Genomic DNA, 17,103 nt, shown 5'->3' on the forward strand with positions numbered 1-17,103 from the left:
CCCCGGACGGCCCGAGGGGGGCCGGTCCGGGGCGCCGCGCGCGGCCGAGCGCGGGTGGGGCCGCGCTCAGCGCGGAAGACGAGCGGGCGCGCTCAGCGGTCGTCCCCGCCGCGCTGCCTGGCCCGGTCGGCCGCCTTCTGGGCCGCGTCCCTGTCCTTGTCCATCGTGCGGCCGCCCTCCTTGTCGTCGTTGCGGTCCTTGGACTGCTCCTTGTTCCCCATGGCGTCCTTGGCGCGCTCCTGGAGTTCGTGGGCCTTGTCCTTGAACTGGTCCGAGATGCCCATGTGCTGCCACTCCTCGCAGAGAAGACGGATTGGCGTGTAACGGGAGCAGACGGACGAAACCGTCGTCCCCGTCCAGCGTCACACGGACCCGTCCTCCTCGCACTCCCGGGGCGGGGCCGCCGTCCTCGGCGGCAGTGGCGGCCGGCTGCGGTCGGGAATCCGCTGGTAGCCGGGCGGCTTCGCGGCCGGATGCCGTTCCAGCAGGTCAAGCGCGACCCGCACCGCCGTGTCCAACATCACCGACCGGCCCTCGGCCCAGTCCAGCGGCGTGCGCAGCGCCTCGATGTCCGGGGTCACCCCGTGGTTCTCCACATCCCATCCGTAGGCGTCGAACCACGCCGCGTTCATCGGCACCGTGATCTCCGTGCCGTCCCCCAGCCGGTGCTCGCCGGTGATCCCGACGACCCCGCCCCAGGTCCGCGACCCGACCACGGGCCCGATCCCGAGCAGCCGGAACGCGGCCGTGATCATGTCGCCGTCCGAGGAGGTCGCCTCGTCGGCGATGGCCACCACCGGGCCACGCGGCGCGTTGGACGTGTAGGAGACCGGCTGCGCGTTCCGCGTCAGGTCCCAGCCCAGGATGGTGCGGCTGAGCTTCTCCACGACCAGCTCGCTGATGTGCCCGCCCGCGTTCCCCCGGACGTCCACGATCAGCGCCTCCCGGTCGAACTCGCGGCGCAGGTCCCGGTTGAACTGCGCCCAGCCAGAGCCGCCCATGTCCGGGATGTGCACATAGCCACAGCGGCCGCCGCTCAACTCCCTTACCAGCTCCCTTCGTCGAGCCACCCAGTCCTGGTATCGCAGCTGCCGGTCGTCGACCAACGGCACCACGGCCACCCTCCGCTGCCGGCCCGACTCGTCGGCGAACGTCAGCTCCACGCTGGTGCCGCCGGTGCCGGCCAGCAACGGCCAGGGCCCGGCCGCCGGATCGACCGGCCGCCCACCCACATGGGTGAGCACCGCGCTCTCCCGCACCCCCGTGCCGGCCAACGGGGAGCGGGCCTTCGAATCCGAGGAGTCCCCCGGCAGAACCCGCGACAACTGCCAGCCCGATCCGTCCTTCGTGCGGCAGAAGTTGGCACCCAACAGCCCCTGTGGCCGCTGGTAGTGCCAGGGCCCCTCATTAAACCTGCCGGCACTGACATAGGCGTGTGAGGTGCCCAGCTCGCCCATCGTCTCCATCAGCAGATCGGCGAACTCGTCCGGGCTGGCGACCCGTTCCACCAGCGGCCGGTACTGGTCGAGCACCGCCGACCAGTCGATGCCACACATCCCCGGGTCCCAGAAGTAGTCCCGCACCAGCCGGCCGGCCTCGTCGAACGACTGCCGCCACTCGGCCGCCGGATCGGCGACGTGAACGATCCGCCGCAGGTCGATCCGCACCGCCGCGTCGCTGTCCGTGGCGTCGGTCGCCGAGACCACCGACAGATCCTGGTCCTCGCTGATCACCAGCCGCGTCCCGTCCCCGCTCGGCACGAACCAGTCGACCTCGGAGGCGAGTTCGCTCCGCTTCGCCTTCGCCAGGTCGAAGTGCTCCAGCGTGGGCTTGCCCGAGGTGTCGTCCGGGTTGAGGAACGTCTCCCCGAGCGCCCCCGAGATCGGCCACCGCAGCCACACCAACCCGCCGCCGCTCACCGGATACAGCGAGGAGTACTTCGAGGCCGCGACGGGGAACGGCGTGACCCGGCTGCCCAGCCCCTCGGCCTCCACGGTGACCCGACCCTCGGCCTCCGTGTCGCCGTCCCCGCCGGCCTCGTCCGGGTCCAGCCCGCCGGCCGCCGGCCGCCCCTCCGGGGTGATCGCGAACGGCGACCTGGTCGCGGAGGACAGCGGCACGAGATAGGGGCGACAACCCAGGGGGAACGAGAGGCCGCCGGTGTGCACGTCATAGACCGGGTCGAAGCCGCGCCAGGAGAGGAACGCGAGAAACCGCCCGTCGGAGGTGAACACCGGCTCCTCGTCCTCGAACCTGCCGTCGGTGACCTCCAGGACGGTTGGCGTCTCACCGCTCAGCTCCGCGATCCGGATCTGACTCAACGACCGGCCGATCCCGGGGTGCGCCCAGGCCAGCCAGCGGGAGTCGGGCGAGAACGCGAGGTCGCGGACGGGGCCGTTGACCGACCGGGCGACCTCGGTGACCCGGGGGAGCAGGGCGGCGGCCTGGGCCGCCGCATCGGTGTCCCCGGGGTCGTCGCCGGCGACGCGTTCGGCGGCGCCGGACGCGCCGGCGGCCGCGTCGGCGTTCTCGCCGTCGGCGTCTGCGGGGCTGTCGGTCTCGGAGGTGCCGGGCCCTGCGGGCCCGTCGACCGGCTTCTCCGCGACGGTCTCCTCCCGCGCGTCAGCCTCCTCCTTGGCCTCAGCGGCCTCAGCGGCCTGACCGGACGCGGTGCGAACGCCTCCGGCGGAGCCGGACGAGGCGCCCGCGTTCCCGCCGGAGGCGTCACCGTCGGAGGAACCCCCGGCGGAGCCGCCCGCGGCGCCTGCCTCGCCGGTGGTCCCGGCACCTTCCTCGCCGTGGGCGTTCCCCTCACCGCCGGAGGCGTTCCCGGCGGGGCCCGCTTCGCCGGCGGTCTCAGCCGCTTCCCCGCCGTGGGCGTTCCCCTCACCGCCGGAGGCAGCGCCGTCGTCCGGGAGGCGGACCAGCAGGAGGCGGCCGTCGTGGGTGGCGACGGCCACCGCCGTTCCGTCGGGGGTCGCGATCAGCTCGCGGACGCGGCCCAGCGGGCCGGTGGCCAGCCGGACCGGTTCGCGGCCGCCGCTGACCCGGGGCAGGTGCGCGATCTCTATGGCGTCCTCGCCCTCCGCGTCCGTGATGTACGCGATGCGCCCCGAGTCGCCCAGGATCTCGGGCAGCCGCACCCGCACCCCCGCCGCCTCCGCCAGTGCGCGGGCCGGGCCGTCCCGGTGGGTGAGCCAGTACAGGCCGCCCCGCACACAGATCGCGCTCGCCCGCCCCGTGGTGTCCACCGTGAGCGCGTCCACATGGGCGGCGGTGTGGACCTGGTACGGGCGGCGGCCCGTGCGCGGCCCGCCCAGCCGCAGCGGGAGGCGGCGTGGCACGGAGCCGGGGCCCAGGTCGTCGAGCAGCCACAGTTCCCCGGCGCACTGGTAGACCACCCGGTGGCCGTCCGTCGAGGCGTGGCGGGCGTAGAACGCGTCGTGGTCGGTGTGCCGCCACAGCTGGCTGCCGTCGGGGCGGCAGGAGTAGAGGTTGCCCACCCCCTCGTGGTCGGAGAGAAACGCGATCCGGTCACCGACAAACATCGGACTGTTCAACTGCCCGCCAAGATCGGCCAGTAGCCGTTCCCCGTGGAGCCAGAGCCGACCCATCCCGCCGCCCCGGTAGCGCTTCCAGTCCGCCGGGTCGTGGGAGGCGGAGCCGGTCAGCAGCAGCGTGCGACGTTCCGCGCCGAGGCCCCTGACGGCGATGTCCGAGACGGGCCCCCAGGGCAGCTGCTCGCCGGGGCCGCCGGCCGTCGGCACGGTGTAGGCGCGGGCGAAGTGGGAGAACGGCTGCTCGTGGGAGCCGATGGCCAGGACCCTGCTCTCGCCCGAGGCGTCCGGCGGCGTCCAGCCGCGCACCCTCGTGTCGTAGGAGGCCCAGTGGGTCAACTGCCGGACCGGCCCCCCGTCCACCGGGGCGAGGTGGATCTCGGGGTCGAGCGTGCGCCAGCTGGTGAAGGCGATGTGGCGGCCGTCAGGCGAGAAGCGTGGCGGGCCGACCCGGGTACGATCGACGGTGAGTCGCCAGGCCCGGTCCTTCGCCGTGTGGCCTGGGCCTGCGGCCGGCAACGGAGCCAGCCACAGATCGTCTTCGGCGACAAAGCACAACAGGTCACCGTGGAGATGCGGGAATCTCAGATACCCGTCGGGACTCGGAGCCGTGGTCTCCGGTCCCGGGTGCGGCGGTGCGTCAGATGAGTTCGGTTCGTCGCTCACGGTTCCATGCTTCGCGTCACGGAAAGCAGCGGCAAGTCACAAAGCGGTACGCAAAGTGATTCGCATCACAAGCGACCCGTGGACTCATCCCCCAGAGCCTGTGCGGCGTCTCGTGACATGAGCTGACTCATCTGCTATTCGACCCACGACACCCGGACAGGAGAACCTGCCCTGTGGCTACGTTCTTGTACAAACTCGGACGCCTGTGCTTCCGGCGCCGCTGGTGGGTGGCGCTGCTGTGGCTTGCGCTCCTCTTCGGCATCGGTGGCGCGGCCGCCTCGGCGGGGGACCCGCCGGACGACGACTTCGCCCTGCCCGGCACGGAGGCCCAGGAGGCCTTCGACGTCATGGAGCGGGAGTTCCCCCAGGCCAACGCGGAGAACATGGAGTCCCGCGTCGTCTTCCAGGCGCCGGACCAGCAGTCCCTGGCGGAGAGCCAGGAGTACCGGGCGGCCATCGACGAGGTGCGCGCCCAGCTTGAGCAGGGCGACCTGGTCGAGTCCGTCACCGACCCCTTCGAGGCCGGCACGGTCAACCAGACCGAGGACACCGCCTATCTGAGCGTGTCCTACGACGGCACCTGGTCGGACATCACGCCCGAGATGCACGAGCAGCTGATGGACGCCCTGGAGACCGGCCGCGACGCCGGGCTCACCGTCGAGGCCGACGGCGAGGTCGCCATGGGCGAGATGGAGATGGGCGGCGGCGAGGTCATCGGCATCGTCGTGGCCGCCATCGTGCTCGTCATCACCTTCGGCTCGCTGGTCGCCGCCGGGCTGCCGCTGCTGACCGCGCTGATCGGCGTGGGCGTCGCGATGTCCGGCATCGGCGCGCTGAGCAGCACGCTCGGCCTGTCGGAGACCACCGGCATCCTGGCCATGATGATCGGCCTGGCGGTCGGCATTGACTACGCCCTGTTCATCGCCTCCCGCTACCGAGCCGAGCTGGTGGAGGGCCACAGCCGCGAGGAGGCGGCCGGGCGTGCCGTGGGCACCGCCGGCTCCGCCGTGGTCTTCGCCGGCCTGACGGTGATCATCGCGCTGGCCGGCCTGGCCATCGTCAACGTCCCGCTGCTCACCAAGATGGGCGCCGCCGCCGCCGGCGCGGTGGCCGTCGCGGTGATCCTGGCGCTGACCCTGGTGCCGGCGGCGCTGGGCATCGTCGGCAAGCGGATCTTCGGCCGCCGGCTGCGCAAGCAGAACCCGGAGACCGGCGTTCCCGTCTCGCTGACCAAGCCGGGCCGGGAGAACGGCGGCACCCGCTGGGCCCGCGCCGTGCTGCGGCGCCCCGGGCTGGTGCTCGCCGCCGCCGTGGTGGGCCTGGGCGTGCTGGCCCTTCCGGTGGCCAGCATGGAGCAGGGCCTGCCGGACAACGGCACCCAGCCCGAGGACACCACGCTGCGCAAGTCCTACGACCTGCTGAGCGAGGGCTTCGGCCCCGGCTTCAACGGGCCGCTGATGATGGTCATAGACGGCACCGGCGGTGCCGACGCCGAGCAGGTGGCCGGGCAGGTCTCCGAGCGGCTCGCCGGGATGGACGAGATCGTCGCCACCGCGCCGCCGAGCGTCAGCCCGGAGGGCACCGTGGCCACGGTCATGGCGTTCCCGAGCACCGGTCCTTCGGACCACGACACCACCGTGCTGGTGGAGCACATCAGGGACGACATCGCGCCCGAGATCGAGGCCGAGACCGGCGCCAACGTGCTGGTCTCCGGCGCCACCGCCGCCAACATCGACTTCTCCAACGTGATGTCGGACGCGCTGGTGCCCTATCTGACCCTGGTGGTCGGCCTGGCGTTCGTCCTGCTGGTGCTGGTGTTCCGCTCGCTGCTGGTGCCGCTCAAGGCGGCCCTCGGCTTCCTGCTCTCGGTGCTGGCCGCGCTGGGCGCCGTGGTCGCGGTCTTCCAGTGGGGTTGGGCGGCCGAGCTGGTCGGGGTCGAGGAGACCGGTCCGATCATGAGCATGATGCCGATCTTCATGGTGGGTGTGATCTTCGGCCTGGCCATGGACTACGAGGTGTTCCTGGTCACCCGGATGCGGGAGGCCCATGTCCACGGCGAGGACGCGCGCCAGGCCGTGGTCACCGGGTTCAACCTCAACGCCCGGGTGGTCACCGCCGCTGCGGCCATCATGATCAGCGTGTTCGCCGGCTTCGCCATCACGGGCGAGGACGCCATGATCAAGATGATGGGCCTCGGCCTGGCGGCCGCCGTGCTGCTGGACGCCTTCGTGGTCCGGATGACGATCGTGCCCGCCGTGCTGGGCCTGGTCGGCGACCGCGCCTGGTGGCTGCCGCGCTGGCTCGACCGGGTGCTGCCCAACGTGGACGTGGAGGGAGAGTCGCTGGAGCGCTATCTGGAGGCCAACGGCAAGGGACGCGCCACCCTGAGCAAGGAGCGCGAGCCCGCCGGGGTCAGCTGAGTGAGGCGGCCGGCAACGGCCGTTGTGTGACCCGGCTTTCGAGCCGCGACCGGGTGTCCTGAAGGGGCCCGGCGCGGGGACACCGTCCCCGCGCCGGGCCCCTTCCCGTTCCGCCCGAAACGGGTGACGCGGCGGCGTGGCGCCCCAACTGGCCCGGTTTCGCCCGTGATTCTTTCCCGGTGGCCTGACGTCGACTAGGATGCGACGCCTTGCACAAAGTGGCCATATCGATAAATCGGGAGGCGACGGTGCGATCGAACTCGACCCGGCGACCGGGCTCGTTGGCGTTGTTGCCGTGGTTGGCGAGCGTCGTGCTGGCGGTGCTGACGCTCTCTCTGGCGACGGCGCCCGGCGCCGCCGCCCGGCAGGCGACCGCCGAGTGCGTGCCCGAGGTGGCGACGGACACCCGGCAGGGCACCCAGCGACTGCTGTCCATGATCGAGGAGTGGCGGGCGGACGGCGTCCAGGAGCCGGAGATCGACCGGCGGCTCGCCGAGGTCGCCTGCCTCACCCCGGCCGGCGGGCCGGGTGCCGGCACGGAGATCCCGCCCGCCGACGGGCTGGTGGTCTCGGCCCCCGAGATCTACACCATCGGCGAGGTGAACGGCCGCGACCGATGGGTCGCGTTCACCGAGTGGCGCTGGAACACCATCCCCGGCTATCCGATGACCGGCAACCAGGCCGTGTCCACGTGGTTCAGCGCCCAGGTCAGCCCGGTGCTCCAGGTCGTCCACCACGCCGGAGCCACGGACGCGTTCCCCAACGTCAGCCGGGAGGACGCCGCCGATGTGAACGCCAACGGCGTGGGCTTCCTGATCCGCCCGGAGCGGAACGCCAACGACATCAACGTCGCCACCGGCAGCCTCGCCCTGGTCTTCGAGACCGGCGCCTGCACCGACCTCACCGCGCGCAGCGCGTTCGCGCACACCTGGAACAACACCGGCATCAACGGGCTGAGCGTCGCCGCCACCGGCGTCACCCACGACTGGACCGACCAGGTCGACCGCGCGCTGACCATCAGCCAGCCGACCCAGATCACCGTCTGCCCCTGACGCGCCCGCCACGCGGCCGAGGGCCGTTACCGGTCGAAGAGCGCGCTCACCGACTCGCCGTTGTGGATGCGGCGCATCGCCTCGGCCAGCGCTGGCGCGATGGAGAGCACCCGGAGCTTGTCGGTGCGCTCGCCCTCCGGTATCGGCACGGTGTTGGTGCAGACGATCTCCAGCACGTCCGGCTCGGCGGACAGCCGCCCCAGCGCGCCCTGCGAGAACAGCCCGTGGGTGCACGCCACCCGAACGCTGCCGGCCTTCAACTCCCGGAGCTTGCCCAGCAGTTCCACCACCGTGCTGCCCTTGGCGATCTCGTCGTCCAGCACGATCACATCGCGCCCGGCGACCTCGCCGATCACCGAGCTGATGGTGACCCGGTCGTCGCTGAACCGCTGCTTGGCGCCGGCGGCCACCGGCACGCCCAGCAGCCGCGCGAACGCCGCCGCCTCCTTGGCGTTCCCCAGGTCGGGCGAGACCACCACCGCGTTGCTCAGGTCCTGGCCGCGAAAGTGCGCGGCCAGCTCGCGCAGCGCGTGCAGATGGTCGACGGGCACGCTGAAGAAGCCGTGCACCTGCGGCGAGTGCAGGGTCAGCGCCAGCACCCTGCTGGCTCCCGCCGTCACCATCAGGTCGGCGATCAGCCGGCCGCCGATGGAGATCCGGGGCGCGTCCTTCTTGTCCGAACGGGCGTAGGCGTAGTGCGGCAGCACCACCGTGGTGCGCGCCGCCGATGCGCCCCGTGCGGCGTCCAGCATCAGCAGCAGCTCGACCAGGTTCTCCTGGACGGGCCTGACCAGCGGCTGGATCAGGAAGACGTCCCGCTCCCGGCAGTTGGCCGCCAGCTGCACCTCAAGGCAGTCGTTGGCGAACCGCGACACCCTCGTCGGCAGCAGGGGAACGCCGAGCCGCGCGCACACCTCCCGGGCCAACTCCGGGTGCGCGCTCCCGCTGAAGACCGCTATCTCCCGCACATGATCACCCGCAAGGCACCCTCCCCTGGCTCGCCACTGGTTCAACGCTGGCCGCGCGACCAGCCTACGAGGACCCACTGACACTCCATCCTCAGGGGGCGTCGAGCCCGGCGCCGCCCGGCTCAGGGCGCGGCGCGCAGCACCTCGGCCACCACCGGGCCGGCGAACTCGCCCCCGTGGCCCGAGTCCGGCACCACGGCGGCGGCCGCCAGGTCGTTCCGGTAGGCGGTGAACCAGGCGTTGGGCTTCTCCTGCCCGTCCACCTCGGCCGAGCCGGTCTTGGCACCGATGTCGCCGCCGATGCCGGCCATCGCCTCGGCCGCCGTGCCGGCGGTCGCCGTCCGGTTCATCAGCGAACGCAGCTGGTCGGCGTTGGGCAGAGGACCGTCGGTGGTGGCCAGTTGGCGCTCGGCGAAGTCCGTGGGCACCAGGTACGGCTGGAGGAACGAGCCGTTCTTCACGGTGGCCGAGACGGACGCCATGGTCAGCGGGTTCATCCGCACCGCGCCCTGCCCGATCAGCTGAGCCGCCATCTGCGCCTGCGACTCCACCGGCACCCGGCCGTCCATCGAGGCCGCGCCGACCTGCCACTCCAGGCCGAGGCCGAAGTAGTCCCTGGCGTGCGCGCCCAGTTCGTCGTCATCCAACTCGGGCGCCTGGCTGATGAAGGCCGTGTTGCAGGAGGCGGCGAAGCTGTCGGCGAAGGTGCCGTCCTCGATCTCGAACTCGTCGAGGTTCTGGAACTCCCAGCCGCCGTGCTCGAAGTACTTGGGGCACGGGTGCGCGCCGCCCGGGTCGGCCAGCCCGCGCTCCAGCAGCAGCGAGGCCGTCACGATCTTGAACGTGGAGCCGGGGGCGTAGCTGCCCTCCAGCGCTATGTCGGGGCCTTCGGGATCTGCGTTGGCGACCGCGCGGATCGCCCCGGTGCTCGGCTGGATCGCGACCACGGCGCCCTGACCGGTGTCGGCGACGGCGGCCTCGGCGGCGCGCTGGAGGTCGGGGTCCAGGGTGGTCGGCACCTGCCCGGCGACCGGCTCGGCCAGCTCCCACAGCGTCTCGACCGGCTCGCCTTCGGCGTCGGCGATCACCACGGCGCTGCCGGCGTCCCCGCCGGCGGCCTCCGCGTACCGCTCGCGCAGCTCGTCGATGACCGGCACCAGGCCGGGGAACTCCTCGGCGGTCAACTCGGTGCCGTCGTCGGCCAACACCTCGATCGGCGGCAACTCGCCCTGCGGGCCCACCTGGAGGGTCTGCCCCTCGGCCAGCCGGGGGTGCAGCACCGCCGGCGCCCAGTCGACGACGACCTCGCCGCTGTCCTCGTCGCGCACCACGGCCAACTCCGAGGCGTAGGCCAGCTCCTGGGCCTGCTCGGCGTGGCTGACCTCGGCGGTGACCTGGAACGGCACCTCGGTGCCGTCCGCCGCGCCCGCCTCGACGGCCAGCGCGGTGACCGCGTCGTTCTCCGTCAGCGCGGCCAACGCGGCCCGCGCCGCCTCGGGTTCGTCGGTCAGCCCGGCGGCGGCCTCGGTGTCGCCGGCGGCCCAGGCGTCGAGGAAGGCGCCGGCCGTCGCGGTGGCCTCCTCCTCGGTGGGCGGACCGGCGGGCGTCTGCTCAGGCCCGTCGTCGTCCCGGCCGGCGGACGAGCCCGAACTTCCGCCGCCGTCCCCGTCGTTGAGCACCCCGTACGCCCCGAAGCCGGCGAGCGCCGCCACCGCGACGCAGACCCCGCCGAGCAATGCGAGCCGCTGCTTCTGATCCATCCCGAACCTGCCCCCTCGCGCGCCGTGACGCCCGGGTCAAGACAGCGCGAACACGCCGTGCCACCAGCGCGGATGTCGCCGTTCCACCCGCTGATCGCAGCCTACCGGCTACCCGCCGTAGCGGTGACCCCCGGAGGCCGGTGAGACCGCGCCTATGCGAGGACGTGTCCTGCCCGTGTCCTGAAGCGGCCCGCCCACCGGGTGCGGCCGGTGGGCGGGTGCGGGGTGGTTCCGTGCGTCACTGCTCGATGTGGTCGTTGCCCGGCCAGCCGATGATGAGGTCGCGGCCCTCGTCGCCGCTGATCATGTCGTCGCCGGGGCCGCCGATCAGGATGTCGTCGCCCTCGCCGCCGGAGATGTGGTCGTCGCCCGAGCCGCCGTAGACGATGTCGTCGCCGCCCCACGCCTCGATGTGGTCGTTGCCTGGACCGCCGTGGAACACCTCGTCGATGGGCTGGCCCATCAGGTGGTCGTCGCCCTTGCCGCCGAAGAGGGCGCCGTGGCCCATCAGCATGTCGTCGCCGTCGTCGCCCTTGACCACCTCGGCGGTGTGGGCGTGCAACTCGTCGTCGCCCGCGCCGCCCCGCACCAGGGTGACGGCGGCCTCGCTGGTCATGACGTAGTCGTCGCCGTCGCCGAGCAGGACACGGATGTCGTCCTCGCGGTCGCCGCCGACGGGCAACTCGCAGGCGACGAACGTCTCGTTGTCCGGCTCGGGGTGCGTGCAGTGCTCGCCGGCCTCGATCGGCACCACGTCGGTGAAGCCGACGCGCCGCACCTCGTCACCGGTGTCCATGGAGAAGACGGAGAGGTGGTTGGCCTCGGGGCCGCCCTCGTACACGATGGACGGGGCGCGCCCGTCCCAGTCGGCGCTGACGGTCGCGCCGTCCTGGGCCGCGGCGGGCGTCGCGCCGACCCCGGCGGCGACCAGGGCCAGGGCGGCCACGGACGAGGCGGGAATGAGCCGTGACCGCATCATGGTCGCGTCCTCACTTCGAGAGGGGGGGTGGCTGTCGTGCACATTGCATCCGTAACTCCCCCCGGGCGCAACAGTTCTGCCGCCGGAACGGCGGTGGGAACGTTTTCCGGCTGTGTCCAGGTCGGTAGCCGCTCCTGAGGCGGAACGGGCTACGGCGCTGGGCTGAGCGAACGGGGCGGGGGCCGGGCGCGGGCCTGCTCGGCTTGGACCAGGGGTTGGGAGCCGGATAGGCTACCTGACGGTGCGTCAGGCTGGGGCCCGGCGAGAACCGGGGTCCTGGACGTCCGGGCCCCGCGTTGGGTGGAGCCCCCGAACTCCCAGGGAGTTCAGATGACGCACAGGTGGCGGCGGTTGTGGCGGACGTTGCGGGAGTGGAGGCGCCGGCGCCGACCCGAGCTGACTCGGGCGGCGTACTGGACGTTCCTGGTCCTGCTGGCGATCTTGCGTAGCCGCTGCTGAAAGTAACGACTCCCCCTCTCAGCGCAATTGAGAGGGGGAGTCGCGTATTCGGGCCAGAGGCGGCGACGTACCAGCTCGCGCGGCCAGTAGATGGACCTCAGCGACATGGGGGAGGTCCTACTGGCAATTGGAAGCCGAAGGCGCGGATTCCTGGCGTGGAACTCGGTGGATACACAGTTCTTGAAGCCAACAATGCCTTGCGCACCTTCATTTGCGCAAGTCTATGCTCATAGCTGACGGGTGCTCAGTGAATGAACCTTTATGCATCGAGATGCAACCCGGCGAACAGGCTAGCGAACGCAAAGTGCGGAGCTGATCGCCTTCCGCATCCGCCGCTCGCTGCCGGGCATCACGTGCGTGGACGCGTGGAGCGTGAACCCCGAGTCCCGATGGCCCGGACATTCTCGGCACGGTTCAGAAAGACGTACGCGTGGAAGTGCCGTGGCGCGCGCATCCCTTGCCCTCCCGAGCGACCGACGACGGCTGGGGGTGACCGCCGTCTCGGCGTCACGTTTTCCGGCTATATCCAGGTCGGCAGCCACATCCGGGCCCGCCAGCCCTCGCGGGAGATCTCCTCGCCGGTGTAGATCGGGTAGAAGTAGATGAAGTTCCAGACGATCAGCAGCACCAGCACGCCGACCGTCACGATGCCGATGACCCGCCGTCGTTCCGAGCTGCCCGGGGGGCCGAGGAGGGCGCCGACCAGGAAGGCGACCGCCAGGCACAGGAACGGGGTCAGCACCACCGCGTAGAAGTAGAAGATGGTGCGTTCCTGGTACAGCAGCCACGGCAGGTAGCCGGCGCCCACCGCGCACAGGATCGCGCCCGCGCGCCAGTCGCGGCGGAAGAGCCAGCGCCAGAGCGCGTACGCCAGCGCCACGCAGGCCGTCCACCACAGCAACGGCGTGCCCAGGGCGAGCACTTCGCGGACGCAGCCGCTGGCGTAGCCGCAGACCGGGGAGTTCGGGTTGCTCGGGGACAGCGGCTGGTCCGGGTCGGCCGAGACGTAGTAGTAGGTCACGGGGCGGGCGGCGACCAGCCAGCTGAACGGGTTGGACTCGTAGGGGTGGCTTGAGGTCAGCGCCACATGGAAGTCGTAGACCTCGAAGGTGTAGTGCCACAGGCTGCGCAGCGGCCCCGGCACCCAGGAGAAGGAGCTGTCGGCGCCGGCCTCGTTGTGCCAGTTCCGGTAGTAGCCGCCGGAGGTGGCGAACCAGCCGGCCCAGGAGGCGAGATAGGTGACCAGGGCCACCGGCACCAGGGAGGAGAACGCGGGGAGCGCGTCCCGCCGCAGCACCGTGCGGTAGGGGGCGCGCGCGCCGGCGGAGCGGCGCGCGCCCGCGTCCCAGAGCACCGCCATCAGGCCGAAGGCGGCGAGGACATAGAGCCCGTTCCACTTGGTGGCGCAGGCGAGGCCGAGGCAGAGCCCGGCGGCCAGCCGCCAGGGACGCAGGCCGAGGCCGAGCCGTTCGGCCACCGAGGGGTCGGAGCGGAGCAGCCCGTCGGGGCCGGTGGGCAGCGCGGCGGCGAGCCGGGAGCGGGCCGCGTCGCGGTCGATCAGCAGGCAGCCGAAGGCCGCCAACAGCCAGAACATCAGCACCAGATCGAGCAGCGCGGTGCGGCTCATCACGAAGTGCAGCCCGTCCACGGCCAGCAGCAGCCCGGCCAGGCAGCCCAGCGCGGTGGAGCGGAAGAGGCGTCGCCCGATGCGGCAGACCATCAGCACCGAGAGCGTGCCGAGCAGCGCGACCATGAACCGCCAGCCGAAGGGCGTCAGGCCGAAGAACCACTCGCCCAGCGCGATGACCCACTTCCCGGCCGGCGGGTGCACCACATAGGCGGCGGTGTCGCCGAGCGGCGTCACGCCGTCGATGATCTGCTCGTTGGCCTTCTCCGGCCAGTCCGTCTCGTAGCCGAGCCTCAGCAGCGACCAGGCGTCCTTGGCGTAGTACGTCTCGTCGAATATCACGGCGTTCGGCGAGCCGAGGTTCACGAAGCGCAGCACCCCGGCGAGCAGGGCCACCAGCAGCGGGCCGCCCCAGGCGGTGGCCCGCGCCAGCCGGCCGGCGGCCGAGGTCGAGAAGCCGAGGTAGCGCCACATCCAGCTGCCCGGCTCCGGATGGCCGGGCACCAGGCGTTCCCGCAGGTCGCCGGCCCGTCGGGGCAGGTAGCCGAAGGCACGCAGCCGCGTGGCCCAGCCCTCGGGCTGCCTCGGCTGCTCCGGCGGTGCGTCGGTCACGGTCTGGCTGCTCATCACGGGCCATCTTGGCATCCGGTGGCCGGCGAGCCCCGGCGGATGGGTGAGGATGGGGCTGTGACGGGCACGGGTGAGGGCGTTCTGGTGCTGGCTGGCACCCCGATCGGCGAGGCGGCGGACGCCTCGCCGCGACTGGCGGCCGAGCTGGCCGAGGCCGACGTGGTGGCGGCGGAGGACACCCGCAGGCTGCGGCGGCTGGCCGCGACGCTGGGGGTGACCGTCGGCGGCCGGGTGGTCTCCTACTTCGAGGGCAACGAGGCGGCCCGCACCCCCGAGCTGACCGAAGAACTGGTCGGCGGCGCACGGGTGTTGCTGGTCACCGACGCCGGGATGCCGTCGGTCTCCGACCCCGGGTACCGGCTGGTGGCCGCCGCCGTGGCGCGCGGGGTGCGGGTGACGGCGGTGCCGGGGCCCTCGGCCGTGCTGACGGCGCTGGCGGTCTCGGGGCTGCCCGTCGACCGGTTCTGCTTCGAGGGCTTTCCGCCGCGCAAGCCGGGGGAACGGGCGGCCCGGCTGCGGGAGCTGGCGGACGAGCGCCGCACGCTGGTCTTCTTCGAGTCGCCGCACCGGCTGGCCGCCTCCCTCGCCGCGATGGCCGAGGCGTTCGGCGCGGAGCGCCGGGCGGCGGTCTGCCGGGAGCTGACCAAGACCTACGAGGAGGTGCGGCGCGGCCCGCTGGGCGAGTTGGCGGGCTGGGCCGAGCCGGGGGTGCGGGGCGAGATCACCGTGGTGGTCGCGGGCGCCGAGCCGGCGGGGACGGCGGCCGAGCCGGCGGAGCTGGTCGCGCGGGTGGCGGCCAGGGAGGCGGCGGGGCAGCGGCGCAAGGAGGCGATCGCCGAGGTGGCCCGGGAGGCCGGGCTGCCCAAGCGGGCGGTCTTCGACGCGGTGGTGGCGGCGAAACCAAGGGGTTAGGGTGGTTCTGTCCGTTATGTGGCCTTGTCGTGGGCCCTCCGCGACACCGGTCGCGAAGCGAGCCGCGACTCAAGCCCGGCGCTAAGGGGGCTCCCATGGCGGCCGACGACCGCGCCCACACCCACGAGTCCTACGCCTTCGCCTGCCTCAGCTGCGGCTTCGGCTGGGAGCAGGAGTTCGAGATCGAGCACGTCACCGACGTCGGTGGCCAGCCCACGGTCCGCTACCTCGTGGACGGGCGCCTCGTGCCCTCCCCGCTCACCCAGCCCTCCTGCCCCAACTGCGGCGGTCACCGGGTGCGTGTGCTGAAGGCCGGAACGGTCGCCGCCGTCCTCCCGCCCGACGGTCCTGAGGAGGAGCCCCCGCTGGGGTGACCTCTCCGGCGGGCCGGAGGAGGGCCCACCGGGAGACCCGGCCGGCGGCCCCCCGAACCCGCCGTAGGATCGGGCCATGCCCAAGTCCGCCAAGGCGAAGGCCAACGAGCACGTGCCGCCGCCCCTTCCCGAGCCGCTGGCCGTGCCCGTCGCCGACGCCCACACCCATCTCGACATGCAGCAGGGCACGGTCGAGGAGGCGCTGGCCAAGGCCGCCGCCGTCGGGGTGCCCCGGCTGGTGCAGATCGGCTGCGACGTGGCCCGCGCCCACTGGGCGGTCAAGGTCGCCGCCGAACACCCCGAGGCGATCTGGGCGGCCGTCGCGCTGCACCCCAACGAGGCCCCCCGCATCGAGGCGGAGGAGGGCGCCGGCGCGCTGGACGCCGCGCTGGCCGAGATCGCCGAGCTGGCGCGGGAACCGCAGGTCAGGGCGATCGGCGAGACCGGGCTCGACTACTACCGCACCGGGCCGGAGGGCGTCGCCGCGCAGCGGCGCTCGTTCCGCGCCCATCTGCGGCTGGCCAAGGAGCTGGACAAGGCGCTGGTGATCCACGACCGGGACGCGCACGCCGACGTGCTGGCCATCCTCAAGGAGGAGGGCGCGCCGAGGCGCACCGTCTTCCACTGCTACTCGGGCGACGCGGCGATGGCCGAGACCTGCGCCGCCGAGGGGTACTTCATGTCGTTCGCCGGCAACGTCACCTTCGCCAGCGCCCAGCCGCTGCGCGACGCCCTCGCGGTGGCGCCGCCGGAGCTGCTGCTGGTCGAGACGGACGCCCCGTTCCTCACCCCGGCGCCGTTCCGTGGCCGGCCCAACGCGCCCTATCTGATCCCGGTCACGCTGCGCGCCATGGCCGAGGTCAAGGGGATGGACGAGGCCGAACTCGGCCGCCATGTCGCCGCCAACACCGAGCGGGTCTTCGGGTGAGCGCGGAGCCCACGGCGCTGCTCGGCCCCTCCGAGGTGCGCGAGCTGGCCAGCGCGCTGGGCGTGCGCCCCAGCAAGCAGCGCGGGCAGAACTTCGTGATCGACGCCAACACCGTGCGCCGGATCGTGCGGGCCGCCGAGGTCGGCGCCGACGACGTGGTGCTGGAGGTCGGCCCTGGGCTCGGCTCGCTGACGCTGGCGCTGCTGTCGGTGGTCGACCGGGTGGTGGCCGTCGAGATCGACGAAACGCTGGCCGCCGCGCTGCCCGCCACCGTGAGCGCGCGCCTCCCGGAGCGCGCCGACCGGTTCGCTCTGGTGCACGCCGACGCGCTGACCGTCGCCGAGCTGCCGGGACCGCCGCCGGACGCGCTGGTCGCCAACCTCCCCTACAACGTGGCCGTTCCCGTGCTGCTGCACCTGTTGGCCACCTTCCCCAGCCTCGCGCGCGGACTGGTGATGGTGCAGTCCGAGGTCGCCGACCGGCTGACCGCGCCGCCCGGGTCGAAGGTGTACGGGGTGCCGTCGGTGAAGACCGCCTGGTACGCCGAGGCCCGCCGGGCCGGCGCCATCGGCCGGACCGTGTTCTGGCCGGCGCCCCGGGTCGACTCGGGGCTGGTCGCGCTGACCCGGCGCGAGCCGCCGGCCACCACCGCCAGCAGGGCCGAGGTCTTCGCCGTGGTCGACGCGGCCTTCGCGCAGCGCCGCAAGACGCTGCGCGCCGCGCTGGCCGGCTGGGCCGGCTCGCCGGCCGCCGCCGAGGCCGCCTGCCGGG

The 17,103-nt window shown here is 72.7% G+C and carries 12 protein-coding genes; 6 read left to right on the plus strand and 6 right to left on the minus strand.

Features of this window, described 5'->3' with window-relative positions:
* Positions 1 to 92: 92 nt before the first annotated feature.
* Together EBN88_RS20910 and EBN88_RS20915 are read right to left on the minus strand one after the other, a co-directional pair.
* Entirely contained in the window at positions 93 to 284 is a 192-nt protein-coding gene (locus EBN88_RS20910) for a hypothetical protein (protein ID WP_122185453.1), read from the minus strand.
* Positions 285 to 362: 78 nt separating this feature from the next.
* Positions 363 to 4,223, minus strand: coding sequence for a S41 family peptidase (locus EBN88_RS20915; protein WP_407703438.1), 3,861 nt, complete (start codon positions 4,221 to 4,223; stop codon positions 363 to 365).
* A 173-nt stretch (positions 4,224 to 4,396) separates the two neighbouring features.
* Here EBN88_RS20915 and EBN88_RS20920 point away from each other — a divergent pair, with 173 nt between their 5' ends.
* Together EBN88_RS20920 and EBN88_RS20925 are read left to right on the plus strand one after the other, a co-directional pair.
* The gene (locus tag EBN88_RS20920) at positions 4,397 to 6,643 is read left to right on the plus strand and encodes an MMPL family transporter (protein WP_122185455.1); all 2,247 of its coding nucleotides are present in this window, start codon (positions 4,397 to 4,399) and stop codon (positions 6,641 to 6,643) included.
* A gap of 248 nt (positions 6,644 to 6,891) precedes the next feature.
* Positions 6,892 to 7,695, plus strand: coding sequence for a hypothetical protein (locus EBN88_RS20925; protein ID WP_147472787.1), 804 nt, complete (start codon positions 6,892 to 6,894; stop codon positions 7,693 to 7,695).
* A gap of 26 nt (positions 7,696 to 7,721) precedes the next feature.
* Here EBN88_RS20925 and EBN88_RS20930 read toward each other — a convergent pair whose 3' ends face one another.
* The 4 genes from EBN88_RS20930 to EBN88_RS20945 form a co-directional block, all read right to left on the minus strand.
* Positions 7,722 to 8,663 carry a ribose-phosphate diphosphokinase gene (locus EBN88_RS20930; RefSeq protein WP_122185457.1) on the minus strand — a complete coding sequence of 314 codons (942 nt, stop codon included), beginning with the start codon at positions 8,661 to 8,663 and terminating at the stop codon, positions 7,722 to 7,724.
* Between the two features lie 122 nt (positions 8,664 to 8,785).
* Positions 8,786 to 10,423 (minus strand): penicillin-binding transpeptidase domain-containing protein, encoded by a 1,638-nt coding sequence (locus tag EBN88_RS20935; RefSeq protein ID WP_122185458.1) that lies wholly within the window; start codon positions 10,421 to 10,423, stop codon positions 8,786 to 8,788.
* 238 nt (positions 10,424 to 10,661) lie between these two features.
* Entirely contained in the window at positions 10,662 to 11,402 is a 741-nt protein-coding gene (locus tag EBN88_RS20940; RefSeq protein ID WP_122185459.1) for a calcium-binding protein, read from the minus strand.
* 979 nt (positions 11,403 to 12,381) lie between these two features.
* Entirely contained in the window at positions 12,382 to 14,115 is a 1,734-nt protein-coding gene (locus EBN88_RS20945) for a dolichyl-phosphate-mannose--protein mannosyltransferase (RefSeq protein WP_122185460.1), read from the minus strand.
* A gap of 42 nt (positions 14,116 to 14,157) precedes the next feature.
* Between EBN88_RS20945 and rsmI the strand changes: the two genes are divergently transcribed.
* The 4 genes from rsmI to rsmA form a co-directional block, all read left to right on the plus strand.
* Positions 14,158 to 15,030 (plus strand): 16S rRNA (cytidine(1402)-2'-O)-methyltransferase, encoded by an 873-nt coding sequence (rsmI, locus tag EBN88_RS20950; RefSeq protein ID WP_407703439.1) that lies wholly within the window; start codon positions 14,158 to 14,160, stop codon positions 15,028 to 15,030.
* Positions 15,031 to 15,125: 95 nt separating this feature from the next.
* Positions 15,126 to 15,404 (plus strand): hypothetical protein, encoded by a 279-nt coding sequence (locus EBN88_RS20955; protein WP_122185462.1) that lies wholly within the window; start codon positions 15,126 to 15,128, stop codon positions 15,402 to 15,404.
* A 76-nt stretch (positions 15,405 to 15,480) separates the two neighbouring features.
* Positions 15,481 to 16,332, plus strand: coding sequence for a TatD family hydrolase (locus EBN88_RS20960; protein ID WP_122185463.1), 852 nt, complete (start codon positions 15,481 to 15,483; stop codon positions 16,330 to 16,332).
* On the plus strand, positions 16,329 to 17,103 hold a 775-nt coding region (gene rsmA / locus EBN88_RS20965), incomplete at its 3' end, for a 16S rRNA (adenine(1518)-N(6)/adenine(1519)-N(6))-dimethyltransferase RsmA (protein WP_122185464.1). The genes EBN88_RS20960 and rsmA, both read left to right, overlap by 4 nt.

The sequence above is a fragment of the Streptomyces triticirhizae genome, assembly GCF_003696235.1.
In the GTDB taxonomy this organism is placed as follows: Bacteria; Actinomycetota; Actinomycetes; order Streptomycetales; family Streptomycetaceae; genus Streptomyces; species Streptomyces triticirhizae.

Coding starts and splice junctions, on each gene's coding strand:
- EBN88_RS20910 (WP_122185453.1), bottom strand. CDS start 284: ATGGGCATCTCGGACCAGTTCAAGGACAAGGCCCACGAACTCCAGGAG.
- EBN88_RS20935 (WP_122185458.1), bottom strand. CDS start 10,423: ATGGATCAGAAGCAGCGGCTCGCATTGCTCGGCGGGGTCTGCGTCGCG.
- EBN88_RS20940 (WP_122185459.1), bottom strand. CDS start 11,402: ATGATGCGGTCACGGCTCATTCCCGCCTCGTCCGTGGCCGCCCTGGCC.
- EBN88_RS20945 (WP_122185460.1), bottom strand. CDS start 14,115: ATGAGCAGCCAGACCGTGACCGACGCACCGCCGGAGCAGCCGAGGCAG.
- rsmI (WP_407703439.1), top strand. CDS start 14,158: ATGGGTGAGGATGGGGCTGTGACGGGCACGGGTGAGGGCGTTCTGGTG.
- EBN88_RS20955 (WP_122185462.1), top strand. CDS start 15,126: ATGGCGGCCGACGACCGCGCCCACACCCACGAGTCCTACGCCTTCGCC.
- EBN88_RS20960 (WP_122185463.1), top strand. CDS start 15,481: ATGCCCAAGTCCGCCAAGGCGAAGGCCAACGAGCACGTGCCGCCGCCC.